22 protein-coding genes and 3 pseudogenes are annotated in these 26,273 nt (G+C 58.5%); 15 read left to right on the forward strand and 10 right to left on the reverse strand.

Features of this window, described 5'->3' with window-relative positions:
* Positions 1-273 precede the first annotated feature (273 nt).
* Both EPK99_RS01180 and EPK99_RS01185 read left to right on the forward strand, forming a co-directional pair.
* Positions 274-474: pseudogene (locus EPK99_RS01180) on the forward strand (helix-turn-helix domain-containing protein); the annotation flags it as partial.
* A 287-nt stretch (positions 475-761) separates the two neighbouring features.
* Positions 762-2,600, forward strand: a complete 1,839-nt coding sequence (locus EPK99_RS01185) for a methyl-accepting chemotaxis protein (protein WP_128440807.1) — start codon at positions 762-764, stop codon at positions 2,598-2,600.
* A gap of 52 nt (positions 2,601-2,652) precedes the next feature.
* On the opposite strand, the pseudogene EPK99_RS25565 reads toward EPK99_RS01185, so the two are convergent.
* Positions 2,653-2,853, reverse strand: a pseudogene (locus tag EPK99_RS25565) (iron chelate uptake ABC transporter family permease subunit); the annotation flags it as partial.
* Between the two features lie 291 nt (positions 2,854-3,144).
* On the opposite strand from EPK99_RS25565, the gene mug reads away from it, so the two are divergent.
* Both mug and EPK99_RS01200 read left to right on the forward strand, forming a co-directional pair.
* Positions 3,145-3,774, forward strand: coding sequence for a G/U mismatch-specific DNA glycosylase (mug, locus tag EPK99_RS01195; RefSeq protein ID WP_128440809.1), 630 nt, complete (start codon positions 3,145-3,147; stop codon positions 3,772-3,774).
* Between the two features lies 1 nt (position 3,775).
* Positions 3,776-4,162 carry a nuclear transport factor 2-like protein gene (locus EPK99_RS01200; RefSeq protein WP_128440810.1) on the forward strand — a complete coding sequence of 129 codons (387 nt, stop codon included), beginning with the start codon at positions 3,776-3,778 and terminating at the stop codon, positions 4,160-4,162.
* A 379-nt stretch (positions 4,163-4,541) separates the two neighbouring features.
* On the opposite strand, the gene EPK99_RS01205 is transcribed toward EPK99_RS01200, so the two are convergent.
* Entirely contained in the window at positions 4,542-4,715 is a 174-nt protein-coding gene (locus tag EPK99_RS01205; protein ID WP_128440811.1) for a DUF3606 domain-containing protein, read from the reverse strand.
* Between the two features lie 302 nt (positions 4,716-5,017).
* Between EPK99_RS01205 and EPK99_RS01210 the strand changes: the two genes are divergently transcribed.
* Together EPK99_RS01210 and EPK99_RS01215 are read left to right on the forward strand one after the other, a co-directional pair.
* The gene (locus EPK99_RS01210) at positions 5,018-5,812 is read left to right on the forward strand and encodes an alpha/beta fold hydrolase (RefSeq protein WP_128440812.1); all 795 of its coding nucleotides are present in this window, start codon (positions 5,018-5,020) and stop codon (positions 5,810-5,812) included.
* Between the two features lie 41 nt (positions 5,813-5,853).
* Positions 5,854-7,467, forward strand: a complete 1,614-nt coding sequence (locus tag EPK99_RS01215; RefSeq protein WP_342633724.1) for an ATP-binding protein — start codon at positions 5,854-5,856, stop codon at positions 7,465-7,467.
* A gap of 137 nt (positions 7,468-7,604) precedes the next feature.
* Here EPK99_RS01215 and EPK99_RS01220 read toward each other — a convergent pair whose 3' ends face one another.
* The 6 genes from EPK99_RS01220 to EPK99_RS01245 all read right to left on the reverse strand — a co-directional run bounded on the left by EPK99_RS01220 (position 7,605) and on the right by EPK99_RS01245 (position 14,343).
* On the reverse strand, positions 7,605-8,498 hold the full coding sequence (locus EPK99_RS01220; protein WP_128440814.1) for a sugar phosphate isomerase/epimerase family protein: 894 nt from the start codon (positions 8,496-8,498) through the stop codon (positions 7,605-7,607).
* Between the two features lie 87 nt (positions 8,499-8,585).
* Positions 8,586-9,524 carry an ABC transporter substrate-binding protein gene (locus tag EPK99_RS01225; protein ID WP_128440815.1) on the reverse strand — a complete coding sequence of 313 codons (939 nt, stop codon included), beginning with the start codon at positions 9,522-9,524 and terminating at the stop codon, positions 8,586-8,588.
* Positions 9,525-9,604: 80 nt separating this feature from the next.
* The gene (locus tag EPK99_RS01230) at positions 9,605-10,588 is read right to left on the reverse strand and encodes an ABC transporter permease subunit (protein WP_128440816.1); all 984 of its coding nucleotides are present in this window, start codon (positions 10,586-10,588) and stop codon (positions 9,605-9,607) included.
* Between the two features lie 4 nt (positions 10,589-10,592).
* Entirely contained in the window at positions 10,593-12,155 is a 1,563-nt protein-coding gene (locus EPK99_RS01235) for a sugar ABC transporter ATP-binding protein (RefSeq protein WP_128440817.1), read from the reverse strand.
* Positions 12,152-13,552 (reverse strand): FGGY-family carbohydrate kinase, encoded by a 1,401-nt coding sequence (locus EPK99_RS01240; protein WP_245455582.1) that lies wholly within the window; start codon positions 13,550-13,552, stop codon positions 12,152-12,154. Before EPK99_RS01240 ends, EPK99_RS01235 begins: the two co-directional genes overlap by 4 nt.
* Positions 13,549-14,343 (reverse strand): DeoR/GlpR family DNA-binding transcription regulator, encoded by a 795-nt coding sequence (locus EPK99_RS01245; RefSeq protein WP_128440818.1) that lies wholly within the window; start codon positions 14,341-14,343, stop codon positions 13,549-13,551. Before EPK99_RS01245 ends, EPK99_RS01240 begins: the two co-directional genes overlap by 4 nt.
* Positions 14,344-14,546: 203 nt before the next feature.
* Between EPK99_RS01245 and EPK99_RS01250 the strand changes: the two genes are divergently transcribed.
* From EPK99_RS01250 to EPK99_RS01260, 3 genes are read left to right on the forward strand one after another with little or no spacing between them, the layout of a single operon-like run.
* Positions 14,547-15,620 carry a class II aldolase/adducin family protein gene (locus EPK99_RS01250; RefSeq protein WP_245455584.1) on the forward strand — a complete coding sequence of 358 codons (1,074 nt, stop codon included), beginning with the start codon at positions 14,547-14,549 and terminating at the stop codon, positions 15,618-15,620.
* Positions 15,617-16,885 (forward strand): FGGY-family carbohydrate kinase, encoded by a 1,269-nt coding sequence (locus EPK99_RS01255; RefSeq protein WP_128440819.1) that lies wholly within the window; start codon positions 15,617-15,619, stop codon positions 16,883-16,885. The genes EPK99_RS01250 and EPK99_RS01255 overlap by 4 nt, the downstream gene beginning before the upstream one ends.
* The gene (locus EPK99_RS01260) at positions 16,777-17,715 is read left to right on the forward strand and encodes a TIGR01459 family HAD-type hydrolase (protein ID WP_342633731.1); all 939 of its coding nucleotides are present in this window, start codon (positions 16,777-16,779) and stop codon (positions 17,713-17,715) included. Before EPK99_RS01255 ends, EPK99_RS01260 begins: the two co-directional genes overlap by 109 nt.
* A 279-nt stretch (positions 17,716-17,994) precedes the next feature.
* Here the strand turns inward: EPK99_RS01260 and EPK99_RS01270 are convergent.
* Both EPK99_RS01270 and EPK99_RS01275 read right to left on the reverse strand, forming a co-directional pair.
* Positions 17,995-18,512 (reverse strand): annotated as a pseudogene (locus tag EPK99_RS01270) (aldo/keto reductase); the annotation flags it as partial.
* A 67-nt stretch (positions 18,513-18,579) separates the two neighbouring features.
* Complete coding sequence (locus tag EPK99_RS01275; RefSeq protein WP_128440821.1) at positions 18,580-19,668, reverse strand: LacI family DNA-binding transcriptional regulator; 1,089 nt, start codon at positions 19,666-19,668, stop codon at positions 18,580-18,582.
* Positions 19,669-19,861: 193 nt separating this feature from the next.
* Here EPK99_RS01275 and EPK99_RS01280 point away from each other — a divergent pair, with 193 nt between their 5' ends.
* The 6 genes from EPK99_RS01280 to EPK99_RS01305 all read left to right on the forward strand — a co-directional run bounded on the left by EPK99_RS01280 (position 19,862) and on the right by EPK99_RS01305 (position 26,266).
* The gene (locus EPK99_RS01280) at positions 19,862-20,893 is read left to right on the forward strand and encodes an ABC transporter permease (protein WP_128440822.1); all 1,032 of its coding nucleotides are present in this window, start codon (positions 19,862-19,864) and stop codon (positions 20,891-20,893) included.
* A 20-nt stretch (positions 20,894-20,913) separates the two neighbouring features.
* Positions 20,914-21,924: a substrate-binding domain-containing protein gene (locus EPK99_RS01285; protein WP_128440823.1), complete on the forward strand. Its 1,011-nt coding sequence runs from the start codon at positions 20,914-20,916 to the stop codon at positions 21,922-21,924.
* Between the two features lie 69 nt (positions 21,925-21,993).
* Positions 21,994-23,565, forward strand: a complete 1,572-nt coding sequence (locus EPK99_RS01290; protein ID WP_128440824.1) for a sugar ABC transporter ATP-binding protein — start codon at positions 21,994-21,996, stop codon at positions 23,563-23,565.
* Complete coding sequence (locus tag EPK99_RS01295) at positions 23,562-24,596, forward strand: ABC transporter permease (RefSeq protein WP_128440825.1); 1,035 nt, start codon at positions 23,562-23,564, stop codon at positions 24,594-24,596. The genes EPK99_RS01290 and EPK99_RS01295 overlap by 4 nt, the downstream gene beginning before the upstream one ends.
* Before the next feature lie 19 nt (positions 24,597-24,615).
* The gene (locus tag EPK99_RS01300) at positions 24,616-25,617 is read left to right on the forward strand and encodes a dihydroxyacetone kinase subunit DhaK (protein ID WP_128440826.1); all 1,002 of its coding nucleotides are present in this window, start codon (positions 24,616-24,618) and stop codon (positions 25,615-25,617) included.
* Positions 25,618-25,627: 10 nt separating this feature from the next.
* Positions 25,628-26,266 carry a dihydroxyacetone kinase family protein gene (locus tag EPK99_RS01305; RefSeq protein ID WP_128440827.1) on the forward strand — a complete coding sequence of 213 codons (639 nt, stop codon included), beginning with the start codon at positions 25,628-25,630 and terminating at the stop codon, positions 26,264-26,266.
* Positions 26,267-26,273: the final 7 nt, after the last annotated feature.

Genomic DNA, 26,273 nt, shown 5'->3' on the forward strand with positions numbered 1-26,273 from the left:
CGCGCATCCTTCGTCATTTGAGTCTCGCGAAATAGCGCCAAGGCCATCCATCACCCGGGAGTTAACGTCAACCGCGAAACGCCTCGACCGCCTTCCCGACCGAATGCACCGCAGGAACAGTATCCGGCATCGGGTACGTTCGTTGCAGCCCTATCGCTGGGTTAGCTCAATCCTTCTTCTGCGAGTGCCTGAATGACAGGAGGCCTCGCCTTCATGCGCTCCAGGCAGTTCAGCAGGTTATCCGGTAGACCGACGCCGCTTTTCGGCGCGACCATGAGGATCCAGGAAACGGGACTGACGTTCGGTCGATGGTGGCGGCGGCAGCTGCACCTGATCATCGCGCTGCGCGAACTGGCCAGTGGCGCGACGGTGCAACGGGTGTCCAGCGACTTTGGCTACGAGTCTGTCACCGCCTTCATCGTGATGTTCAAGAAGGCACTCGGGACAACGCCGAGGCGGTATTTCGCAAGCTGATCGGCATGTCGCGACCTGGACGAAGCACCTCGTCTTCTGCGAAGCTATCCAGCAATATTAGTTTCAGATGTTCGCGAAGATATCCGCGATATGGGCCGCCAGCTAAAATATTGCCCGTTGCAACCGCTAAGACAGTCATAATTAATTCTTCTTCAAATATTGATCATCAGTGTGCTGTCAAAGTGCAATGTCAGCACGTGATCGGTGCAGGATGCGCCTTCCCTAAAGCGATACAATCGTGCCCGGCTGCCTTTTGGAGGCCTCGCCTGCGTGAAAGCAAGTCAAAGATGAAGAACCTAAGAATTTCCCAGCAGCTTCTCTTGCTCATCAGCGCGATGATGATTGCTTTCGCAGGGGTCTCATATTACCAGATCCGCGCCTCGGTCACCGCGATCTATGACGAGCGCTTTGATATGCTGCGCACGCAGGTAGAAAGCGGCATCTCTGTTCTTGATTATTACTACAAGCGGGAACAGGCGGGCGAAATGACCCGCGAGGCAGCTCAGGCCGAGGCTTTCAAGCTTCTGTCGCGCGTGAGATTCGAGCCATCCGGTTATCTGTTCGGTTTCGACTATAACGTCGTGCAGCTATTTCATCCGAGCCCCACCAATATTGGCAAGGATATGTCCGGCCAGCTCGACAAAACCGGCAGCCGGTTCAGCCAAGAGATCGTAGACAAAGGCAAGGCAGGCGGTGGGCGCACCATCTACTACTGGACAAAACCCGGCCAACCCGAGACGGCAGTATTCGAAAAAGGCGGCTACTCCAAGGCCTTCGACCCGTGGAAAGTCGTCATCGGCACCGGCGTCTACATGGATGATCTGAATGCGACGATTGCGGCGACGGTCTGGAAGGTATTGACCTTGGGTCTCGCCGTCGCAGCCTTTGCAATCATTGGTTCCCTCTTCGTCATTCGCAGCATTGCCGGGCCGCTGAGCGCTGTTCACAAGTCGCTGGAGGCGGTTGCCAACGAGGATGTCTCGGCGACGATCCCGTACAGCGAAATGTCGAACGAGGTCGGCATGATGGCGAAGGCCACATATTCGCTGCAGGAAAAGATCCGAGAACGCCATGCCATGGCGGCCCGCGAAGAACTGCAGAAGCAGGAACTCGACCGTGAGCGCCAACAGAACCTCAGCATGCAGGAGCAAGATGCAGCCACCCAGGCGCGCGTCGTCTCCATCATCGGCAACGCTCTCGAGGCGCTCGCGAAGGGCGACCTTACCGTCCGCTGTGCCGATCTTGGCCCGCGCTACGAAGGCCTGCACTACAACTTCAATGAAGCCCTAACGCAGCTTGAAGCGGCCATGGCCGATGTCAATGCCAAAGGCATCGACATCGGCGCGTCCAAAGAAGAAATTCGCCGCGCCTCCAATGAACTATCGCAGCGCACCGAACGGCAGGCAGCTAACTTGGAGGAGACCTCGGCCGCACTCGACGAGCTCACAGTCGCAGTTCGCCAGACCGCCGAAGGTGCTCATGAAGCCGCCCACCGTGTCACCTCGGTCAGCACCGAAGCCAGCCGGTCCGACCAGATCGTGTCGCAGGCCATCGGCGCCATGGGCGGCATCTCGCAATCGTCGGAAGAGATCTCCAAGATCATCGGCGTGATTGATGAAATCGCTTTTCAGACCAATCTGTTGGCACTGAATGCCGGGGTGGAAGCAGCACGCGCCGGCGAATCCGGCAAGGGCTTTGCTGTTGTCGCTCAGGAAGTTCGCGAGCTTGCCCAGCGCTCCGCTGCAGCCGCCAAGGAGATCAAGGACCAGATCGCCCGGTCCGCAGGGCAGGTGCAGAATGGCGTCCGCCTCGTCGGCGAGGCCGGGGAAGCATTGAAGCGCATTTCCGACCAGATCAAATCTGCAAACGACATCGTCAGCAAGATCTCTCATTCCGCATCCGAACAGGACACGACGCTTCGGTCGATATCGTCTTCGCTCAACCAGCTCGATGCAGCTACTCAGCACAATGCTGCAATGGCGGAAGAGACGACCGCATCTGCCGAGGCACTGGCAGTCGATACGGAAGAATTGCTAGCCCTTATTGGCACCTTCCGCATCAGCAATAGCGGGTCGGAGGCATCCAGCCTCAACCGCATGGCGCAGAAGATGCGCAAGGCGAGCTGAGCCTGGCAAACGGTAGAATGGAACCCGGCGGGAGAGTCCGGCAGTTTTCACCTCCGTGATGTTGTGCCGCATCCGTGCCCAAGGTGAAGGCGTCGAGGGCGCGGGCGAACAGCATACAGCATACAGAGCAGGAAACCGCGATCGCTACGGGACCTGCCAGATAGACATTCGGCCAGCGCACGCCGGACAAGCTACCGATTAGCCAGGTCCGAAACTCTGCTCGATGATCCGCAGCTTTTGCTCCGCCGTCCACCGCCTTCGGAGGACATCGCACGTGATCACTTCAATGCGTCGATAGCCGTTAAAAATAAGCCTGGCCTCAAGCCTGTGCTTGAGCCTTCCTGCTTATGCCGGCTGTCCGGTCGAAATGGGGGGCAGTTCAAGGACGCAGGATTGCGACGTCAAGAATTCGTTTGTTTCATAATGTAATTCTTAAAAGGGCTTTGTCCGATCGGTGGCCGGTGGAAAAGGATAGCGGAATCGTGGCACAAACCGGTTTCCATGAGGAAGCTTTGACCCAGTGATACATGGATAAGGTTCTAAGATGCGAGACGATGCCAGAACTTCGGTCGGAGCTGCTTCAGATGAGGCAGCAAACCCAAGTGGACCATCGGAAATCCTTGCACCCGGTCTATCCGTGGTCTTTTGTGGGTTGAACCCTGCACTTTCCGCTGCGCGGGACGGCCACAATTTCTCAAACCGAAGTAATCGTTTCTGGCGTGTCCTTCATCTGGCTGGATTTACGCCCCGGCAACTTGAAGCCGAAGAAGAGCGGGAGATATTAGCGTATGGGCTCGGCCTGACCTCTGCCGTTGCGCGCCCGACGAAAAGCGCAAGCGAACTCAAACGCCACGATTATCTAACCGCCGCCCCTGTCCTTGAAAGCAATATAAGACACTTCGCGCCTGCCAACCTCGCCTTTTTGGGAAAGGCGGCCTACGCAGCTATAGGTCTCAACGCGCACATCGAATGGGGAAAGCAAGCTGACGATTTTGCTGGGGCTTCAGTTTGGGTGCTTCCAAATCCCAGCGGGCTGAACCGGGCTTTTAACCTGGAGAGGCTGACGAGGCACTATCGCGAGCTACATCTGACACTTGAATTGAAGCGTGAAGCCACTGCATTGAGCATGGGCGTGGAAAAACCAAAAACGCGAGTAGCGAGGAGAGGCGTATGATATGGAAGAGCAATCCGTAAGAAAGGCACTGGACCACCACTGGAAGGCGTCAGACGCAAGCGATTTCGTTGTTGAACATGAGATTTATGACGAAGATGCCATCCTCGATTATCCGCAATCGGGTGAGCGTATCCGTGGTCGATCAAACATCCTGTCCAGCCGAGCTGCCCAACCGAATACGAAACGTTTCATTGTTCGACGAGTAATAGGTGACGGTAACCTTTGGGTTACAGAACTCATTCTCACCTATGACGGAATACCGTCTTACGTCGTCAGCATCATGGAATTTAGGCGGGAACTTGTCGTTCACGAGACGCAATATTTCTCGGACGGTTTTGAGCCTTCTCCATCGCGCGCCCATCTCGTCGAGAAGCTACTTGCCGACTGACGATGGCACTACAGCGATATGATAATGTCGTTCCTGAGCATCATTTTTCATCGATTGTATAGCGGTAAGCTTCTTGCTGATTTTAAAGACAAAAAGAGACCCGGGCCTTAGCATCTTCCAGACTTAGAGTCTCGCACAGCGACATGGACGAGAACGGCAGTCGATAACAGGATGGTGGAAACAAGCACGGCAACCGACAACAGGCCACCATTGGTTATATCCGCTCGAGCTTTAAAATGGGCCGCGCCTCTGCCAAACCTAAGGGAAACTTCTGCATGATGCCTTTCGGCCAAGGATGATAATCTCGTCTCGAAAGCGGTAGCGCCTTCGGATACTATAACCGGGCGTGGCCACTCATCGTGGTTTTTTCGGTGGTGGCTCATCTGCGCTCCCCAAGATCTGCTTCAACCTTTTTGCGGCTGTTGCCGGCGCTCTTAATCGCCACTTTGACCACGTGCTTCGAGACACCCTTCTTGTCTGCCGGGTATCGAACTTCGACCTGGCCTACTGCAGGCTTCCAATCCTGAGCGCCACCCTTTCTGGTTGTGGCCATAGCGAAACCTCCTCTTGCATATCCGCCTAAACTACTGACAAGTCGCGAAGTTCCGATAAACAGATGCAGGTATTCTCTTTGAAATTAAGGCTTATTTCGCGGCTAAGCAACTCCTTGCCTTATCAGCATGCTTTGGGCCAGTAACGGCTTGAAAACAACTGTGGCGATCGTGCAGATTCGCTCAAAATGTGTTGGGTAAATCAGACTGCTTGACCGAGGCGCAAGTCTGCTAATATTGAGGCTCTACGTCACCCATAGCGGGCAAGCCTTTTATCTTTTAAGGCAAAGGAGGGGTATCATCCATGTCGGTCGTCCACCGCAATAACATAAAATCCACTGGCAAGGGTGGCCGGACGATGCTTTTCGCGCATGGTTTCGGTTGCGATCAGAATATGTGGCGTTATGTGGCACCGCAGTTCGAAGATGATTTCCGCGTCGTGACCTTCGACCATGTCGGGGCTGGCGGCTCCGATCTTGCTGCCTATGATTTTCAGAAGTATGCGACACTCGATGGATATGCGTCTGATATTGTCGAGATCGGACAGGAGCTTGGGATCGAGGGCGGCATCTTCGTCGGCCATTCCGTCAGCGCCATGATGGGCGTGCTGGCGTCGTTGAAGGCTCCGGGCATGTTCTCCAAGCTTGTGCTTGTCGGGCCATCTCCACGCTATATCAACGATGGCGACTATCAGGGCGGCTTCACCCAGGAGCAAGTGGATGAACTGCTAGAGTTCCTGGACAGCAATCATATGGGCTGGTCGCAGGCCATGGCGCCTGTGATCATGGGCAACCCTGAACAGCCCGAGCTTTCCGAGGAACTGACCAACAGTTTCTGCAAGACCGACCCGGAAATCGCCAAACATTTCGCGCGGGCGACGTTTACGGCCGACAATCGCGCCGACCTCGCCAAAGTAACGGTTCCGTCCCTGATCCTCCAATGCGCTGAGGATGTGATCGCGCCGGTTTGGGTCGGGCACTATCTGCATGCGAATATTCCAGACAGTAAGCTTGTCCTCATGAAGGCCACCGGTCACTGCCCGAACCTCAGCCATCCCCTGGAGACCACTGACGCAATCCGGTCGTTTGTGACTGCCTGATGAGATCAAGATCGGATATCGGCCAGGATGTAGACGATCTCGTGGATCTCTTCGAGAACGCACCTTGCGGCTATATCTCGGCGGCTCCTGACGGGCGCATCATGCTTGCCAACCGAACATTGTCTTCCTGGCTTGGCATAGCCAGCGAGAAGATTGTCGGCCGCAAGTTCATTGATTTTCTCACCATGCCCGGGAAGATTTACTTCGAGACGCATTTCGCGCCGTTGGTGACGATGCAGGGCGCATTCAACGAAGTCGCTCTTGATATGGTGAAGGCGGATGGGAGCCGCCTGCCCGTGCTGGTGAACGCCGTTGCACGAGTTGCCGAAGGGGGAGGTGTCAGGTTTATCCGCATCACCATCTTCAACGCGACCGATCGGCGGCGCTACGAGAAGGAACTGGTGGAAGCGCGAGCGGCTGCGGAGCGCTCGACTGCGGCTTTGAAAGAATTGAACTCTCACCTGGAAGAGCGCGTCTCAGCGGTCGTGCAGGAGAAACTGGCGGCCGAGAGCGCGCTTCACCAAGCGCAGAAAATCGAGGCGCTCGGCCACCTCACAGGTGGAGTTGCCCACGACTTCAATAACATGCTCGCAGTCGTGATCGGCGGCTTGAACATGGCACAGCGCCGGATCGAGAGAGGTACGCTTGACGACGTTCCCAAGTTGCTGGCTGCCGCCTTGGATGGAGCCAACCGCGCCGCTACACTGACTCAGCGGTTGTTGGCCTTTGCTCGACAGCAACCGCTGTCCCCCGGTTCGGTGGATGCCAACAAGCTGGTTGCAAACATGGCGGAGATCCTTGCCTCTACCCTCGGCGAGGTCATCCAGAAGGAAACGGTGCTGGCGTCGGGACTGTGGCGGACGAAGGCAGATGCCAATCAACTCGAAAATGTGGTGCTGAATCTTGCGGTTAATGCCCGAGATGCCATGCCTGAAGGAGGCAAGCTCACTATCGAAACAGCGAATACCCGTATCGATGAGGCTTACGCGGCAGATCATGACATCGCGCCCGGTCAATATGTGATGATTGCCGTTACCGACACAGGCTGCGGAATGCCGCCCGAGGTCATCGAGAAGGCAATCGATCCGTTCTTTACGACCAAGCCGGTTGGCAAAGGAACCGGCCTAGGCCTCAGCCAGGTTTTCGGTTTCGCCAAGCAATCCGGCGGACACCTGAAGATCTACTCCGAGGTCGGCACCGGCACGACTATGAAAATCTACCTTCCGCGCGACTATGATGGCGATGGTTCGGGAGACCTGTATAAGGATGAGGCTGTTCCGCGCGGCTCGCCTGATGAGGTCATCCTCTTGGTAGAAGATGATGCCAGCGTCCGAGAGGTTCATACCCGGATGCTGGAGGAACTCGGCTACTCTGTTGTTGCAGCAGACGGGCCGCTCGCTGCGCTACAGATCATTGCGGCAAGGTCAGACGTAGCGTTGCTGTTCACGGACGTCGTGATGGCGCCGATGAACGGACGCAAACTTGCCGACGAGGCCAGGATCAAGCGTCCCGGATTGCCCGTGGTATTTACGACCGGATATAGCCGCAACGCTGTCGTTCATAATGGTGTGCTGGATCCGGGCGTCATCTTTCTACAAAAACCGGCCACGCTCGGCGACCTGGCCCGGAAGGTCCGCGCGGCGTTAGACACATAGAACGCTAAAATCATTATACGCGTTCAGCTCGCAACCCGGGCGTCAACCGGCAAGGTCTGCAGCCTGCCGTCAAATTGAACCTGGGGTTGACCGCCTGCTCTGAAGAAGCTGACTAAGAAACAGAGTGGCACGATCGCTCAGGGAAGATGTGCCGTCCTGGTGAGCTCTGCTTTCAGCCTTGCCGTCTCCAAGCCGATCTCGATGAATTTGCGGGCGTGGCGAGCAAGCGCGACATTGTCGGTCCACAAGTCGCGCCAGATGCCTGTCTTGAGCGACAGGTCGCGATCGACGATTGCCGAGGAGAAGGATTCGAAGGTCACGTAATCCTGCCAGTCGATCGCGACCAGCGCATCGAATATGGCAGCAAAGTCGATATTACCGGTCCCGAGATAGCCGCGATGGCTCTCGCCTATATGGACATAGCCGATCTTTTCGGCGGCATGGCGGATGGCAAGGCCGATATCGGCTTCCTCGATATTCATATGGAAAGTGTCGAGATGCAGGAAGACATTGGACACGCCGACATCGGCGATATAGGCCAAGCCCTGAGCCGCCGTGTTGAGCATGTTGCTCTCGAAACGGTTGACCACTTCCAGGTTGAGCGTCACCCCTGCCGTCTTTGCCGTCTCGGCAACCTTGGTGAAGGCGGCCACACTCGTGTCCCATGCCTTGCGGGTAAGCGCGCTCTCGGCCTTGCCATGCGCCGCATTCAAAATGCCGCCGAGCTTCGTACCGCCGAGATCCCGGGTGAGTGCGACCGCCGTGTGGAGGATTTCGGTTCCCCGCGCTACGACGGAGGCGTCACTGCTGGAAATGTCGCCGCTCGCCGGGAGCCCCATGCTGATCGCCACATCCAGCTTGAGTTCGCGCAGCCGGCTAGCCAGCCAGCCGACATCCACCTGGCCCGGATCGATATAGGAGAACTCGATGAGGTCGAAGCCGAGCTCGTGCGTGTTGACGAGCGCTTTTTCAAGCTCGTCCTTGGACGAGCCGGCGCTCCAGACAAAGGAGTGAACACCAATTTTCGACATGTCTGCTACCGCCTGATGGGACAAAGTGTCCTGATAAAGAATGGCCCCGGGAAAAGAGGAGCAAGTCCCGGGGCCGAATGGACAGGATCAGCGTGCCGCTGTCCAGCCCTTGTAATCCTTGATGTTATCGGCCGTGATCAGCTGCGGATCGAGAAGCACGACGGGCTCGCTCGGCTTCTTCCCGTTCAGGACATCAACGCCGAGCTGCAGAGCCTGGCCCGCCATCGTGTAAGGGTCCTGCGATGCCGAAGCCTTGATCAGCGACTTGCCACCCGAGAGGGCTTTTTCGATATCCGGAGCGCCGTCCACCGCCGTGATGATGAACTCGTTGCGGTTCAGCTGCTTGGCCGCAAGCTCGGCGCCGATGCCGGTCGGATCGTTGATGGCAAATACGCCGTCGATCTTGGGGAAGCGAGTGAGCAAGCCCTGCATCACCGCAAGCCCGCCATCGCGCGATCCCTGGCCGTTCTGGTCGTCCGACAGGATCTTGATGCCCGAGGCCTTGCCAAGCACATCCTTGCAGCCCTTGACACGGTCGAGGATGGAGGACGAGGACGGCCCGTTAATGATGACGACATCGCCCTTGCCACCAAGCTTGTCGACCAGATACTGGCATGCTTCCGCGCCAGCCTTGACATTGTTGGTCATGACCGTGACGTCGGCACCGGGCGCAGACACATCGAATGCGGCCACGACGACGCCGGCTGCGGTCGCTTTCTTGACCGCCGGTGCAATCGCCTTGGCGTCCACGGCGTTAAGCATGATGATATCGACGCCGGCAGCGACGAAGCTGTCGATCTGCGAGACCTGCTTGTTGAGGTCATAGTCGGCCGAGACGGACGTCACCTGGACCTTCGGGTTGATCTTCTTTGCTGCGTCCTCGATCCCCTTGATGGTTGCCACGAAGAACGGATTGCCCAGAAGACCGACCGAAATGCCGATCTTGTTCAGGTCTTTGGCCGAGGCCGGCATGGCAAGGGCCGTTGCAAGGGCCGTGCCGAGCAAGAATTTCGAAAGCATGCGCATGTATTTTCCTCCTTGGTGATGACGCTCCCCGCGCCATTGTTGCTGAAATTCCAAAGCGAAGCTCCGGATTTGATCGCCGCTCACGTGCGGCTCAGCCCCTTCAGCCGGTAGCGGTCTAGCCCGACCGCTACGATGATGACGAGGCCTTTGATGATGTATTGCCAGATGTCCGAGACCCCGACCAGAATGAGGCCGTTGGAGAGAACCGCGATGATCAATGCTCCGATCAGCGTTCCCCAGATCGAGCCGACGCCGCCGACGAAGCTGGTGCCGCCCAGAATGACGGCCGCAATCGCGTCGAGTTCATAAGCCTGCCCAAGCTGCAGACCATTGGCGGCATAAAGCCGTGCGGCAGACATTGCACCGCCAAGCCCGGACAGAAGGCCCGACATGGCGTAGACGAACAGAAGCACGAATGGAACCTTGATGCCGGTCAGCCGTGCTGCTTCGATATTGCCCCCAACCGCATAGATCCAGGTGCCAAGCACAGTGCGCTTCAAGATGAACCAGGAAACGAAGATGGTGACGAGCGCTATGATTGCCAGCCAGGGAATGCCGAACAGCGTACCGTTGCCGAGGAAATCGAAGGGCAGATCGGGATTGAAAACGGTTGTATCATGACCGAGCAGGCGGGCAATGCCGCGCATGGCGGTCAAGGAGCCGAGCGTCACGATGAAAGGCGGCAGTTTTAGGAAAGCGATCACCACGCCGTTCGCCAATCCGCACAGCAGCCCGACGCCGATTGCCGCCGGCACGCCCAGCATGCCGATATCCGGATAAAGCGACACGATGACGCCGACCATGGCCGCGGCGGCAAGGATGGAGCCGACCGAAAGGTCAATGCCACCTGTGAGGATGACGAAGGTCATGCCGGCTGCCAGGACGGTGTTGATCGACGCCTGCTGCATGACGATCGACAGGTTGTTGACCGACAGGAAGCGCCCGCTGAGGAAATGGAAGCCGAGCGCCAGGATCACCAGCACAGGCAGCATGCCAAGCGCGGTGATCGTTGACCGCAGCCTTGCCCGGTCGGTCGCCGTGTTGTCCGTCTGGGTTGTCGCCATGATCTCAGACCTCCTGCTGCACTGGTTCGGTGACGGCGCCCGTCGATAGTGTCATGATTGCTTCCTGGGCGATCGGTGCGCCCGCAGATGCCTCGACCTCGCCGGCGATATGCCCTTCGCGCATGACAAGCACGCGATCCGCGATGCCGATGATCTCCGGCAAGTCGCTTGAGATCACCACGATGGCGATGCCGGCACGGGCAAGTTCATCGATGATTCTGTAGATTTCCGATTTTGCGCCGACATCGACCCCGCGAGTGGGTTCGTCCAGGATGATGACCTTGGGCGTAGTTTCCAAAAGCCGCGCGATCAGCGCCTTCTGCTGGTTGCCGCCCGACAGCGCGCCGACATTGACGCTGGTGGACTTGGTACGGATCGACAGGTTGGCGACCGCCTTGTCTGACCGCTTGCGCGCCTTAGCGAAATCGAGCACGCCGCCGGAACGGGCATCTTCACCGATCACGGCGACATTGATGTTCTCGCTGATGGACATGTCGAGGAAGAGGCCGAGGCCTTTTCGGTCTTCGGTCAGGTAGGCAATGCCCGCATCCATTGCGTCGCGCGGGCTGCGGATGGCAAGCTGGCGGCCTTGCAGGAGGACGCTGCCGGTCGTTTTCAGGTCAGCGCCGAAGATCAGGCGTGCAAGTTCGGTGCGGCCTGAACCGACAAGGCCGGCGATACCCAAGACCTCGCCCGCATGCGCATCGAAGGAACAGCCATGCACCCGCCGGTCGTCCCCCATATCGCGCACCGAAAGGACGGTCGTTCGCGTGCCGTCGGCAAGGCTGTGCTGCTTCTTGTAGAAGGACGACAGATCGCGGCCGACCATCATCGAGACAAGCTTGGAAGCCGAGAGTTCGGCCCGGTCAAGCGTCCCAACATAGGCGCTATCGCGCAGAACGCTGACACGGTCGGCCAGCTGATAGATCTCTTCCATACGATGGCTGATATAGATAACCGCGATGCCCTGGCTCTTCAGGCTCGCGATCACGGCGAACAGACGATCCGTCTCCCGGGTCGTCAAAGACGTCGTCGGCTCGTCCATGACGATGATGCGCGCATTCGTCGTCAGCGCCCGGGCGATCTCGACCATCTGTCGTTCGCCGAGCGACAATGCACCGACCCTCTGATCGACATCAAAAGTCAGGCCCAGGCGCTTGAGAATGGGTTCGGCGCGCTTGCGGGTGCCGGAACGGTCCACAATGCCAAACCGCGATGGCTCAGTGCCGAGGAACATGTTCTGCCCCACAGTCAGGTTCGGGGCGAGCGACAATTCCTGATAGATGACGGCAATGCCGTTCTCCCTCGCCTTGATCGGATCGCCCATGACGGCTGGCCGCCCGTCTATCAGGACCTGCCCACCGGCATCAGGGCGGTATGCGCCCGAGAGAACCTTCATCAACGTCGATTTGCCCGCGCCGTTTTCCCCCATCAGTGCATGCACTTCACCCGCTTTCACAGTCAGGGAGACGTTGGAGAGAGCACGCGTGCTGCCGAACGTCTTCGAGATATTGCGCATCTCGAGCACAGGTGCACCGGCTGCGCCCGCCTCTTGCTGTTGCATCATCCCGTCACCTCACGGTCTGCATCTTCTAGAAACTGGCTGCGACGGGCCCTGGCAAGATCCTGCCATTCATGGCGATAGGCTTGAAGTCCGGCGAAGTTCAGCGCCTCTGCGGCACGGCATTCATTGGTAAATGGCGACAGCCCCATGTGCTCGAAGGCAAGAGCCGCCGCACCGAATGCGCTTCCCTCGGCCAGAGCACTGGTCAGCACGGCTTGGCCGGGCCTTAGTGCTGCAATCAGCCCAGCGTAAAGTCCGGTCTTCATCAGTCCGCCATCGATGATAAGATCGTTTTCAGAGCGGATCAGGTCGAGCGACAGATCCGTCATCAACGCCACGTAAAGAAGGGCGGCGGCAGCACGTTCCTCTTCCGTCGGATCGGGACCGACAAACGCACCTGCGTTACCGGGCATCGGACCGCCCGGCGCGAAGGACGGCAGTGCATAAATCCCCTTGGCAATTACAGAAGTGACGGCCTCGACCGGAACGGGCCGCGTCCAACCGCCGCTGGCGATCTCATATTCGCGGCCACCCATGAACCGGATCGTTGCAACCGGCAAGTGATCTACTGTCACATTGGCAAGCATATCGCGTTCGGGATGGAGCACATCGAGCGGACAGGCGGGGTTGAAGACAATGACCCATGTACCGGTGGAGACCAATGTGAAATCGGAAAACCCGATGGAGCGATAATAATAGAGAGCGGAATTGCTATCGTGCACGCCGTTATAGACGGTCACATCTTTCTGGCTCTTCGTCCGCCAGGTGCCGAGCGCTGCACCGGCACGTTCCATGGACGGCATCTTCTTCCGCCACCCCTGGTGCATGACGAGACCACTGTAATCATCGACCAGCGGCGCCCAGAGATGCGAGTGACACCCGAGATAGGACACTTCCGAAACGCCGACACCTGAGAAACGCCAGGACCAGAACTGCGGATAGGCGAGGATGGTCTCGACGCGGCCGAACAGCTCCGGGTCGCGATCTTGAAGCCAGAGAATATGCCGACCGTAGTTGAGGCCGAGCGGCAGGCGCGGCGAAAATGTTTCGGCGAAATCAGGTAGGAGAGCATCGACCCGTGCCGCGACGTCGGCTGGCGGCTCCTGCTCATAGTCTAGAATGGGCATGGCCAGTTCGCCATCTTCGATTAGCGCAAACGTGCAGCCATGGCCGGAAAACATCACACCGGTCACGCCATGCCGTTCAACCGCCGCCTCAAGCTGTTCCTGCATCCAGCCCAGGAGATGCTGGTCGTCGAGTACCCGAAGCCCGCCCTCGTCCCGCCAGACGGGCCGGGTGCGGCTTTCGGCAACGACACTGCCGTCCGGAAAGAAGACATGCAGCTTGGAATTCGTCTTGCCGAGATCGAAAACGGCAATTGCGGCGGAGTGTGCGGTCAACGGGCATCTCCATGGTTTGCAGCACTCGTTCCGGCAATCATGATCGCGATCCCCGCATCTTCCAGCATTTTGGCACCGGCATCCGACAATCCGTCATCTATGACGATCGTACTGATCCTGGACAGCGGCAGAACCAGATTGCGCGGCTGGATCGACATTTTGCGGCTGTCGGCCAGTAGCACGATCTCGTCGGCGCAGGCGGCAAGCTCGGAAATCACCTTGGCCAGCAGCGGATGCGACTCAAACAGGCCCTCGGGCGCAATGCCCTGAGTGCCGACAAAAAAGCGCGAAGCAAAGAAGCTGGGCGGGCCTGTATTCGGATCATGGATGATCCGCGGCTCCCGATACAGGTCGCCGCCGGCAATCGTCAGCTGACACGTGCCGTTTTCGCCGAGATAGGCAGCAAGCGGCATAGAATTGGTGTAGATTCGCACGTTGCGACGCGCCAGAAGCAAGCCGAGCTGGTAGCAGGTTGAACCCGCATGCACGATGATGGAATCTCCATCTCGCACAAGACCTGCCGCGGTTTCTGCGATCGCGCGCTTGGCTTCCACGGCCATGTCGCGATTTTCGTCATAGGAGCGAGCGGCGATCCGGTGGGCGCCTGCGCCTTCGCTGGCGGAAATTCCACCATAGACCTTGCGCGCCTTGCCAATCTCGTCGAGCTTGTCGATATCGCGCCTGATCGTCGCCGCCGAAACACCAAGGCATTCCTGCAGATCGCGCACCGACGCAAACGGGCGCTCCCTCAGCATATCCATGATGATCTTGTGCCTGTCGGCGTCACTCACTCGGAAACCTCCCCAATGCTCCTCAGGCATTGATGATCGACTATAATCATATGAAACGCGCCATCGCAAGTGCGCCAATGATAAAACATCATTGTTGACGCATTACGCTCATGAAGATAGTTTTCTTGAGCAAACTACATCATGCACTGCAACATATCATAGGAATGCGCTGCAGCGCAGTCGGATAAAAACGGGAGGGTGACGTGCCAGGAGAAATCTCTAGGCCGGAAGGCTTTGAGCGCTTTCTGGAGTTGTCGCGCCGGATCGGCAGCGATCTTTCCAAGACGCAAGGCGCTGGCGGCAATACCTCTATCAAAAATGATGGCGTGATGTGGGTGAAGGCATCCGGGACTTGGCTTTCCGATGCGGGATTGAAAGAGATCATGGTTCCCGTTGAGACGGCACCGCTTGTGGAGGCGCTGCGTGCCGGCGACCCCCGGGCGGAAAAGGCAACCGACTTCGTGATCGCTTCGCTGAATACGGACAAGCTGAGACCCTCGATCGAAGCCAGCTTTCACGCCGTTCTGCAGAGTCCGGTGGTCGCGCATTATCATTGCGTCAATACGCTTGCGCACGCCGTTCTGGAGGATCGAGTAGATCGCCTGACCGCACGAATGGCTGTCCTTGAAGACCTCACCTGGGCGACTATTCCCTATCGGCGGCCGGGCGTTCCGCTTGCCCGGGAGATCGCCAAGGCCGCCCAGCGGCGCCCCGATGTGCTGATCTTGTTCAATCACGGCATCATCGTGTGCGGAAATACCGTTGACGAGGTGGCGGAGCGCATCCAGCGTGTAACGTCAGCACTCGAAATCCCACCCCGTGAGGGCGCATTGCCGGATATGGAGAGTCTTGACGCCATTGCGGCAGACTCGGGGTTCAAACCTGCCGGCGATCCGATCAGCCACCGCACAGCGCTGGACCCGACCTCCATGCGGATCGCGACAGGAGGATCGCTTTATCCGGACCATGTCATCTTCCTTGGAACCGAGATCGGCATCCTCCCGCCCGACCAACCTATGTCGGACGTGTTCCGGTATTATGAACAGCGTAAATCGGCTCAGCCTAAAATGGTGCTCGTGCCCGGCAAGGGCGTGCTGATTTCGGAAACGCTGACGCCTGGCGGGGAGGCAATGGCCCGCTGCCTTGCCGATGTGGTCACTCGGATCCCCGATGATGCCGAGATTGCCTATCTCGGCGCTGAGGCAGAGTATGAGCTGACCCATTGGGAAGCGGAACAATATCGGCAGGCGCTGGACCGCAAGGCTGCGGGGCCATGACAAGCTCGGAGTCGGCGGTGGCGGTCGGCATCGACCTGGGTACATCGGGAGCGCGCGCTGCAGCCGTATCGGCGAAGGGAGATGTCGTCGGCTTTGCGGCCGCACCATTCGCCTCCCCATCCGAGATGGCCAATCCCGCTGCATGGTGGCACCGCGTCAGCGAATGCCTCACTGCACTTGGCGCAGCAACCTCTCTTTCGGGCGTCGAAGGCTTGGCCGTGGACGCAACTTCAGGCACCGTCCTTGCGGTCGATGAACGGGGCGAACCGCAGGGTGGCGTGCTGATGTATAACGACCCCTGCCCCGATGCCGGCATCATCGATCGGATCGCTTCTGTTTCCCCTCCGGACAGCCCGGCACGCGGCGCAAATTCCGGACTGGCACGCGCCATCCATCTGTCTGGCCTAGCGCCAGGCTTGACGCTTCTTCATCAGGCGGACTGGATCGCCCTGAAGCTCGGGCTGGAAACGCCAATGACCGATGAGAATAACGCCCTCAAAACCGGCTATGACCTTGCTACGGAGCGCTGGCCTGATTGGATTTTCGATGCAGGCATGCCGGTGGGGCATTTGCCACAGGTTCGGCGTGCCGGTGACCCCTTGGGGAAAATAGGTGCATTCGGCGTCCCCTTTGGTCTTCCCGAGACCTGCCGCATTCATGCCGGCACCACGGACGGCTGCGCCTCTTTCCTTGCAACCGGCGCCGGTCGGATCGGGGACGCTGTAACGGCTCTTGGATCGACCATGGTGCTGAAGCTCGCCTCCAACCACCCCGTCAATGCCGCCGAATACGGCATCTATGCCCATCGCGTTCTCGGCTTTTGGCTGGTCGGCGGCGCGTCCAACACGGGCGGAGCGGTTCTTCGCGCCCTGATCGGCGATGAACGGCTGCAGGAACTGACGGCCCAGCTCGACCCTGATCGTCCGACCGGGCTTGATTACTATCCTTTGCTGAAGCCTGGCGAACGCTTCCCGGTCAATGACCCAGCCCATCAGCCGCGTCTTACCCCGCGCCCCGCAGACGACGCTGTATTTTTCCAAGCTATGCTGGAAGGTATGACAGCCATAGAAAGCTTGGGGTACGAGCGGCTACGATCGCTGGGCGCGCCGACGCTGCAATCGGTAAGGACGGTCGGCGGCGGCGCGCGAAACCCGATCTGGTCGCGCATGCGGCAGCGGGCGCTGGGCGTCGATTTCCTACCAGCGCGTTCCGTCGAAGCCGCTGTCGGCACCGCATCGCTGGTTCTGGCAAGGAGGTCCGCATGAGGGAAATCGCAGAGGTCAGCCTCTCCGAGCTGATCGACCGTTATCAGGTCTTCTTCCTCGACCAGTTCGGCGTTTTGCGCGACGATCAGGGCGCCTATCCCGGCGCCGCCGAAGCGCTGCAACAGCTGAAAGCGATAGGAAAAACGGTTGTCATTCTTTCTAATTCGGGCCGGAGCGGCGACTTCAATGCGGCACGTTTTGTGAAACTGGGCTTTCCACGCGAGAGTTTCGATTACTTCGTTACTTCAGGCGATGCCGCCTATGCGGTCCTGTCCAAGGAGGGTTCGCCCCTCTCCAGAGACGCCCGATGCCTGACCATCTCCAGCGGGGGAGATCGGAACCTCGCCGAGCGAATGGGGATGATCAACGTCGATGATGCCGCAGAGGCCAACCTGGTGATAATCTCGGGGAGTGAAGCCGAACGCATCCCCATGGAGAGCTATGCCAACCTGCTACGTCCCGCTGCAATGCGCGGCATTCCGGCGATCTGTACCAATCCCGATATTCAGAAACTGGCGGATGGGGCAGTCGCACCGGGTGCAGGCGCTATTGCCGAGCTTTATGAGCAGTTGGGCGGAACCGTCCGCTGGTTCGGAAAACCGTACCAGGACATTTACGAACTGGCCATGCGTCTCTGCGGCGATGTGTCTCCGCAGAGCGTGATCTGTGTCGGTGACAGCCTCGACCACGATATCCTGGGAGCAAGCCGCTTCGGCCTCGACTCGGTCCTGGTTCGGACGGGCCTTGCGGGACAATCAACAGCAACCGGGCATGATGATATGAAAACGGCGGATGTGCAGCCAACCTACATGATGAGCCAGTTCCGCTAAAGCGTGTCGCAAACTTTCAGAGCGGCAGCCTGATGGCAGCCTATTTCAGGCCAGCGTATTGCTCATAAGAATCTTCGACCGTCGGGATATGGTGCCGCATCGACGCCGCAGCAAGTTCCCGATTGCCTTGCAGGATGGCGACGAGGATCGCATCCTGTTCCTTGTAAGATTTTGCGAGACGCCCGCAGTCAGGAACTGCGCACGGCGGAACGGCGACAGACGACGGCACCTCGCGAGCGTGTAATGAATCTGCTGGGTGATAAAGCGGGGAAGGTGTCACTGCTCGGCCACGGCAAGCGCCTTCATCAGATGCCAGCCGGAATAGTTCGAGCAACCGATATAGCGGATCTTACCTGACTGAATGAGGCTATCGAGCGTCGACAACATCTCTTCCAGCGGCGTCACGCCGTCCCGTTCGTGCATATGATAGATATCGATATGGTCCATCTGCAGGCGCTTCAGGCTTTGCTCACATTCGCGAACCAGATTAAATCGAGATACACCCTCATCGTTCGGGCCGTCCCCGATGCGCATGCGCGCCTTGGACGAAATCAGCACTTGGTCGCGTCTACCCTTTAGCGCTTCACCGAGAATTTCCTCGGAGCGGCCTAGCGAATACATGTTCGCCGTATCGAAGAGGTTTACACCGCGTCGATGCAGACATCGATGAACCGTCTTGCATCATCGACACCGTGATTGGCAACTCTGGCAAACGCCCCTACCCCTCCGAAGGAAAAGGTCCCCATGGAGATAACCGAGACCTTCAACCCGGACTTTCCCAAAACGCGATATTCCATTGTCCCCTCCCAAAAAAGTTGTTTCAGCAATCGCCCTCGCGAACCTCCACCACAGGACGAAAGGGCGTCACTCCGCCGGCTGCTTTTTCATCACACGCGCCCTCTGCGGCGCCGGCCGTGGAACATCCCGCCCGTCACTGGCGCGCAAAACGAGATCAGCTCCCACCAGCATCTTCACCGAAGGCTGGTTTTCCGCAGCATTGATGATATCGTCTAGGATCGTGACCGCGAGGTAACCGATCTTGCGCTTGGAGACCTCTATCGTTGTCAGGGAAGGCTCGGTCGTTGCACTTTGCGGCAGGTTGTCGAATCCAATGATCGAAACATCGTCAGGAATCCGGATCCCGAACTCCTTCAGCGCCTTCATGAAACCGTAGGCGATGATATCATTGGTGCAGAAATAACAATCGGCGAGATCGAGCCCGCCTTCCATCAGCTTGCGCGTATCTTCATAAGCGCCATCATGGGTCGACTCGATCGAAAGAACGTCGCTTTCACGCACCTTCAGGCCGAGCCGCACCATGTTCTTGAAAAATGCGTCCTGCCTCAGACGAAAGTTGGTCGTGTCGACGTGACTTGCCACGAACCCGATCCGTTCGAAGCCGTGGCTACGGAAGCGCGAAAGCACCTTGTAGACAGCATCCTCATTGTTCATATCGACAAAATTGGCATCGACAACATCGTAGAAGGTGTCGATGAACACCGTCGGGAAACCGACGCCCTGGATCAGCCGTATATCGTCTTCCGTCAGTTCGGTCCCGAGCGCGATCACACCGCTGATCGGCGCTCCAGTCAGCGATTCCGCCACGGCGCTAATTGGCTGGCCCTCGGAACTCACCACCTCCAGCGTATAATTCCGCCGGGTCGCTTCGGCCGACATGCCATCGATGTAATCGGAAATGAACACGCTATGGTCGCGGTTCACCGTGTGGCCGTGCTTGGAAATCTTCAGGAAACGCAGTGTCTCGCTGGAGCCTTCACTGCCGCCCCTAAGATTGCGCGGTACATAATTTAGCTTCGCGACCGACTCCAGCACTCGGGCTCGAGTTACGCCTGAGATCTCGCCCTTGCCATTAAGCACCAGTGAGACGGTGGCCGGCGAAACACCCGTGGCTTCAGCAATATCCCGGATCGTCAGTTTCTTGGTCGGCTTCATGCGTCTCCCGGACCTCAAATCAGTTCAAACGCATAATTTGTTTAGTAAACATCCAGCCCTATTTCGAGGGTTAGGCCAATTTGTAAGTCGGTGCAACCGAGAAAATCGCCAAGAAACCGCTTGCGTATGGGAAATTGCTTTGATAGCCATTTAGTAAAGCTCGCGCTTGTTTACTAAACATGGGGAGGAGACCATGCACAAAACCGGCGAACAGCTGGTCATGCTTGTCGTGATCAACTGCGTTCTGCTCGCAATCGGCGCGGCAATTTCCGGCGGCGCCTTCCTCTCCTTGTTCAACCTTCAGTCCATGTCCACCCAGGTGCCGGAAATCGGTCTTCTGGCCATCGGCGTGATGCTGGCCATGTGCGCCGGCAATGGCGGCATCGACCTGTCGGGCATTGCGCTTGCCAACCTCTCCAGCGTGCTGTCGGCCGTGGTCCTCTCGTCCTTTTTGTCTAGCACCGACAGCGAGACGACATTCAGCCTTGCCTTCATGGTCATGACCATCGGGATCGGCCTGACCGGCGGGATCATTAACGGACTGTTGATTTCCAAACTCAACATCACGCCGATCCTCTGCACGCTCGGCACGCAGATGGCATTCATGGGGCTTGCAGTCGTTGTTTCCGGCGGCAAGGCTACGACGGTCGGCAGCCCCGATCTGCTGTCACGCATCGGCAACGACATGTTTCTTGGAGTGCCTATCAGCTTTCTGATCTTCGCAGTCTGCGCGGCACTGATTGCCGCCGCCTTGAAATTCACGCCCTACGGCCTCTGGTTGATGTTGATGGGCACGAACCCGAAGGCGGCAGTCTATGCCGGCTTTCCTCGAACCGGCATCATCGTCGGCACCTACGCGATAAGCGGCACGCTATCGGGCATTGCCGGGATGATCATCGCCGCCCGCAACGTCAACGTGAAGTTCGATTACGGCAGCTCCTACCTACTGATCGCGATCCTGATCGTCGTTATGGCCGGCGTGAAGCCGGAAGGCGGATATGGCCGCGTCGTCTGCGTCGTTATGAGTGCGATAGCGCTGCAGCTGATGTCGAGCCTTCTCAATTTTGGAGGCCTGTCCAATTTCGTACGTGATTTTGCCTGGGGGTTGCTGCTCCTAACCTTCCTTGCCGTTGGTCGCTACGACGTCGTCGGCTTCCTGATGCCTTTCAAGGGACAGAACAATTCTTCGGCGCCTAGCCCTCAGGCACCGAAGCCAAACAACTGAGGGATCTCGTGGAGGAGAAAATGAAAGCAATGTCGAAACGTATTTTGATCGGCGGCGTCGCAGTCGCTGCCCTTCTTTCCGGCACCGTCGGAACCCTGATGGCCCAACAGAAGCCGGTCATCGCAACTGTCGTCAAGATCAGCGGCATTCCGTGGTTCGACCGCATGAACACCGGCGTTGAGGCCTACCAGAAGGCCAATCCGGATGTCGTCGCCACCCAGAGCGGCCCGGCAACCGCCGATGCCGCCCAGCAGTTGCAGATCATCCAGGACCTCATTGCCAAGGGCGTAAATGCCCTCGCCGTCGTTCCGATGGATCCGGCCGTTATCGAAGGCACGCTGAAGCGTGCCATGGACCGCGGCATCGTCGTCGTCACCCATGAGGCTGACAACCAGAAGAACACCCAGGCCGACGTCGAAGCCTTCGACAACAGCGATTACGGCGCGGCTCTGAACGTACGCCTCGCCGAATGCATGGGTAACAAGGGTAAGTGGACGACCTTCGTCGGCTCGCTTGGCAGCCGCACCCATATTCAGTGGGTAACGGCCGGCGAAGCAAATGCCAAGAAGCACCCGGACATGCAGCTTGTCGATCCCAACAACGAGTCTTTCGACGATGCCAACAGCACCTACGAGAAAGCCAAGGAAATCCTGCGTAAACACCCGGATATCAAGGGTTTCCAGACTTCTGCCGGCAATGACGTTCTCGGTGTCGGTCGTGCGATCGACGAAGCAGGTCTCTCCGGCAAGGTATGCCTCGTCGGCACCGGTCTGCCCAACCCGTCCGCTGACCTTCTGGAATCCGGCGCCATTACCGCAATCGGCTTCTGGGATCCGCAGAAGGCCGGTATGGCGATGAATGCCGTTGCCCGGCTTCTTCTTGAAAAGAAAGAAGTCAAGGACGGCACAAATCTCGGCGTACCAGGGTACGAGAAAGTGACTGTCAAGAAGGGTGCTGGCGACGGCCTGCTGATCATCGGCAACGGCATGGTACTGGCCGACAAGGCGACCTACAAGGAACACATGTTCTAATCCTCCCCAAGAACCCGACCGGCGCATCATGCGTCGGTCGGCGCAGCGCGCCTTTCGTGGCGATGCGCAATGAAAGAGGACTTTCCATTGTCGGCGACTTCCAACACCCAAGAGGCATCGAGCCGGTTTCTGGAACTTTGCAATATCCAGAAATGGTTCGGCGGCGTGCATGCGTTGCGCGGCATCGACCTGACGATCAATCTTGGCCAGGCCTATCACCTGCTTGGTGAAAACGGCTGCGGCAAAAGCACCGTGATCAAGATCATGTCAGGCGCGATCTCGCCGAGTGCCGGCGAAATCATCCTGGAAAGCAAAATATATTCGGCTATGACGCCGATCCAGTCGCTGAGCGCCGGCATCGAAACCGTCTACCAAGACCTATCGCTGCTGCCGAACCTGACAGTGGCGGAAAACGTCGCGCTGAACGAGCAACTGGTTTCCGGTCAGGGCCGGCTTGGCCGCCTCTTTGATCGTAAACGCTTGAAGGAAACGTCTGAAAAAGCGCTAGCAACCGTCGGCCTGCCGAGCGATGGCGCCTTTCTAAATACCATCGTGTCCGATCTGCCGCTGGCCGCGCGTCAATTGGTCGCGATTGCCCGTGCCATCGCCACGCGCGCCAAGCTGGTGATCATGGACGAACCGACAACGTCGCTCACCCGCCGCGAGGTCGACAATCTCATTCGTGTGGTCGAAAGGCTTCGACAGGAAAACGTCGCCGTTCTGTTTGTTACCCACAAGCTGGACGAATGTTACCGGATTGGCGGAAATGTGGTCGTATTCCGTGATGGACAATGCGTCGCTCAGGGACCGATCGAGGATTACACCAAGACGCAGATCGCCGAGCTGATGACCGGCCGCGCGATTGACTCCGCCCGTTACCGCACTGCCAAGCCACTGGACGGCGAACTGTTCTCCGTGAAAGGCTTGAGCGCCGCAGGCGTCGAGACGATGGATCTCAGTCTGCGCAAGGGCGAAATCCTCGGCATTACCGGGCTGGCGGATTCTGGCCGCAACGAATTTGCAATGGCGATTACCGGTGTGGCGCCGGCCCGCGCCGGTACAATCACGCTCGATGGCCGGCAGGTAACGATCCGCCGTCCAGCGGACGCGATCGACCACGGGATAGGCTACGTGCCTGAGGACCGTCTTGCCGAAGGCCTTTTTCTCGACAAGTCGATTTTTGAGAACGAGATCGCGCTGATCCTCACACGGCTGAGCAACCGCTTCGGTATCATCGATAAGCAGGCTGGCCGCGAAACGGCCGCAAGGCTTTCCGAGGAAATGCGCCTCAACACCAAGAACCTCGATCTGCCGGTCGGTGCGCTTTCGGGCGGCAACCAGCAGCGCGTGCTGATCGGCCGCTGGCTTAGCATAGCACCGAAGCTGCTGGTGCTGCACGGCCCAACCGTAGGCGTCGATGTCGGCTCGAAGGATACGATCTATCGGGCCATTCAGGCGCTTGCCGAAAGGGGCATCGGACTGATCATTGTCAGCGACGATCTTCCCGAACTGCTCCAGAACGCCGACCGCATCCTGGTCATGAATGGCGGCAAGGTGGTTGCCGAATTCGACGCAGAACAGGCCACGGAAGACCAGCTTTACCGAGCCATGCTGACATCCAAGCTGGAGACAGCCCAATGAACACTTCACGACTGGAAGAGCTCAAGCAGGGGACGGCGGAACGGCGGGTCTTCAGTCTTGCCGATCTGGTGCGCCGGCGGCCGGAAACCATCACGGCCATACTGCTCGTTGCGATCTGCATCATTGTGGCGATTGCCAACCCGGCCTTCCTGCAACCCTCGACCCTGGTCGATATCGGACGCGCCAGCGTGGTGATGGGCCTGTTTGCGCTTGGCGTCTTCATCATTCTCGCCGCCGGCGGCATTGACGTATCGTTCACGGCAATCGCAGCGTTTACAATGTATTCGCTGACGGTACTGGTCCAGAACCACCTGCCGGGACTGCCGATCGCCGTGATCCTGCTGGTTGCAACCGTCGGCGGAGCTCTGCTAGGCGTCATCAACGGATTGCTAGTGCACCACCTCAAGGTGCCGTCGCTGATCGTCACGATCGGCACGCAATACCTGTTCCGCGGTTTCCTTCTGTCCTTCATCGGCACGGTCTGGATCATGTCGCTGCCGCCGCAGATGGGCGCCTTTGGCCGCCTTCCGCTTCTCCAGTTCGAATCCGCCAACGGCGCGACGATTACCCTGCCATTCTATTTCCTCGTGCTGCCGATCGCTGCCTTCATCACCTGGTGGATCTTGAACCGCACACTGATGGGCCGCGCGATCTTCGCCATGGGTGGTAATGCCAATATTGCGAGCCGTCTCGGTTACGACCTGAAAAAGCTGCATATCTTTATCTTTGGATATGCAGGCGCGCTTGCCGGTCTGGCCGGCATCATCCATGTCTGCGCCAACCGTCAAGCCAATCCTTTCGATTTAGTTGGCACCGAGATCAACGTTATCGCGGCAGTCGTGCTCGGCGGCGCCAAGATAACCGGTGGCACGGGCACGGTGCTCGGCACCATTCTCGGCGTACTTCTGATCGTTGTCATTAACAGCGTGCTCGTGCTGGTCGGCATACCGAGCACCTGGCAGCGGCTCGTGGTCGGCGTCTTCATCCTGCTGGCAGCAGCATTCTTCGTCACGCGCCAGCGCAAGAAATAAGCTTATCCGGAGAAAAGCCATGAAAAAATTCCTGAACGATCCTGTAAACTTCGTGGACGAGATGTTGGAAGGCATCTACCGCGCTCACCCACAAGTCACCTTTGTGGCCGAAGACAAGCGCTGCATGGTCACCGCGAACCCGAAGACCGGCAAGGTCGGGATAGCGACCGGCGGCGGTTCCGGCCATCTACCACTCTTCCTCGGCTATGTCGGCGATGGCATGCTGGATGGTGCAGCTGTCGGCGGCGTCTTCCAGTCGCCGAGCTCCGAGCAAATGTATCAGGTCACCAAGGCGATCGATCAGGGCGCCGGCGTTCTCTACATCTACGGCAATTACAGCGGCGACATCATCAACTTCGACATGGCCGCCGAACTGGCGGATCTCGACGGCATCGAGGTCAAACAATGTGTCGGCAATGATGACGTCGCCTCGTCGAAGGTCGGTGAAGAGCATAAGCGCCGAGGCGTCGCGGGCATCTATTTCGTTTACAAGACCGCCGGTGCCGCCGCAGCCGAAGGGCTGTCACTCGACGAGGTGCACCGGGTGGCCGAGAAGGCGCGCCTGCGCACCCGCACCATGGGCGTCGCGCTTTCGAGTTGCGTCGTGCCGGAAATCGGCCACGCAACCTTCTCGATCGGTGAGGACGAAATGGAAATCGGCATGGGCATTCATGGCGAACCGGGTATCAGCCGCAAGAAGCTCGGCACCGCCGATGCTGTCATCGACGAGATGATGGAACGCATATTCGTGGAGCAGGATTATAAATCCGGCGACGAGGTTGCCGTTCTGATAAACGGTCTCGGAGGTACACCCCTGGAAGAACTCTACATCCTCTTCCGCCGAGTCGCACAGCTGCTTGAAGGCCGTGGTATCATCGCCAAGCATGTCTGGGTCGGCGAATTCGCCACCTCCATGGAAATGGCCGGCGCATCCGTTTCGATCCTGCACCTCGACGCGGAGCTCGACCGTCTGGTTGCGGCACCAGCCAACACACCGTTCTTCAAGCATTTTTCTGCGTGAGGACGAAGCCATGGACGCCATTAAAGCTTCTGATCTGATCGACCTGTTCGATGCCTGGAGACAGCTTTTTGCCGAACAGCGAGAATTTCTGATCGCTCTCGACGGAAAGGTTGGCGACAGCGATCTCGGCATCACCATGAGTAAGTCCTTTGCTGCAGCCGCCGAAGCCGTTGCGGCCGAGGGCGAGGCCGCTGGCATTGCCAAGCTGTTGCGCACCGCCGGTGCCACCATGGCCCGGACAGCCCCGTCAACCATGGGCACGCTGACGGCAACGGGTTTCCTTCGCGCCAGCAAGGCTGTCGACACGGCAACCTCCCTTGGCACGGCCGAGATGGCGGCATTCTGGGCTGCTTACCGCAATGGCATCGCCGAGCGCGGCAAGGCGAAGGTCGGCGACAAGACGATTGTCGATGTTCTCGATCCCGCCGCCCGCATGCTCGAAGAGCAGGCCGCCGCCGGCGCCTCTCTTCCTGTTGCCCTTGCGGCAGCGGCAGCGACGGCGGAAGAGGCGCTGGAAAAAACCAAGACCATGGTCGCCCAGCACGGCAAGGCCGCAGCCTTCCAGGAAAAGACTATCGGTCTTCAAGATGCGGGCGCTACGGTCGGCGTGCTTTTGTTGAAAAAGCTCAGCGATTTTGCTTCTGCCTGACACAGCG

The sequence above is a fragment of the Neorhizobium lilium genome (genome assembly GCF_004053875.1).
In the GTDB taxonomy this organism is placed as follows: Bacteria; Pseudomonadota; Alphaproteobacteria; order Rhizobiales; family Rhizobiaceae; genus Neorhizobium; species Neorhizobium lilii.

Coding starts and splice junctions, on each gene's coding strand:
- EPK99_RS01185 (WP_128440807.1), top strand. CDS start 762: ATGAAGAACCTAAGAATTTCCCAGCAGCTTCTCTTGCTCATCAGCGCG.
- mug (WP_128440809.1), top strand. CDS start 3,145: ATGCGAGACGATGCCAGAACTTCGGTCGGAGCTGCTTCAGATGAGGCA.
- EPK99_RS01200 (WP_128440810.1), top strand. CDS start 3,776: ATGGAAGAGCAATCCGTAAGAAAGGCACTGGACCACCACTGGAAGGCG.
- EPK99_RS01205 (WP_128440811.1), bottom strand. CDS start 4,715: ATGGCCACAACCAGAAAGGGTGGCGCTCAGGATTGGAAGCCTGCAGTA.
- EPK99_RS01210 (WP_128440812.1), top strand. CDS start 5,018: ATGTCGGTCGTCCACCGCAATAACATAAAATCCACTGGCAAGGGTGGC.
- EPK99_RS01220 (WP_128440814.1), bottom strand. CDS start 8,498: ATGTCGAAAATTGGTGTTCACTCCTTTGTCTGGAGCGCCGGCTCGTCC.
- EPK99_RS01225 (WP_128440815.1), bottom strand. CDS start 9,524: ATGCGCATGCTTTCGAAATTCTTGCTCGGCACGGCCCTTGCAACGGCC.
- EPK99_RS01230 (WP_128440816.1), bottom strand. CDS start 10,588: ATGGCGACAACCCAGACGGACAACACGGCGACCGACCGGGCAAGGCTG.
- EPK99_RS01235 (WP_128440817.1), bottom strand. CDS start 12,155: ATGATGCAACAGCAAGAGGCGGGCGCAGCCGGTGCACCTGTGCTCGAG.
- EPK99_RS01255 (WP_128440819.1), top strand. CDS start 15,617: ATGACAAGCTCGGAGTCGGCGGTGGCGGTCGGCATCGACCTGGGTACA.
- EPK99_RS01275 (WP_128440821.1), bottom strand. CDS start 19,668: ATGAAGCCGACCAAGAAACTGACGATCCGGGATATTGCTGAAGCCACG.
- EPK99_RS01280 (WP_128440822.1), top strand. CDS start 19,862: ATGCACAAAACCGGCGAACAGCTGGTCATGCTTGTCGTGATCAACTGC.
- EPK99_RS01285 (WP_128440823.1), top strand. CDS start 20,914: ATGAAAGCAATGTCGAAACGTATTTTGATCGGCGGCGTCGCAGTCGCT.
- EPK99_RS01290 (WP_128440824.1), top strand. CDS start 21,994: ATGAAAGAGGACTTTCCATTGTCGGCGACTTCCAACACCCAAGAGGCA.
- EPK99_RS01295 (WP_128440825.1), top strand. CDS start 23,562: ATGAACACTTCACGACTGGAAGAGCTCAAGCAGGGGACGGCGGAACGG.
- EPK99_RS01300 (WP_128440826.1), top strand. CDS start 24,616: ATGAAAAAATTCCTGAACGATCCTGTAAACTTCGTGGACGAGATGTTG.
- EPK99_RS01305 (WP_128440827.1), top strand. CDS start 25,628: ATGGACGCCATTAAAGCTTCTGATCTGATCGACCTGTTCGATGCCTGG.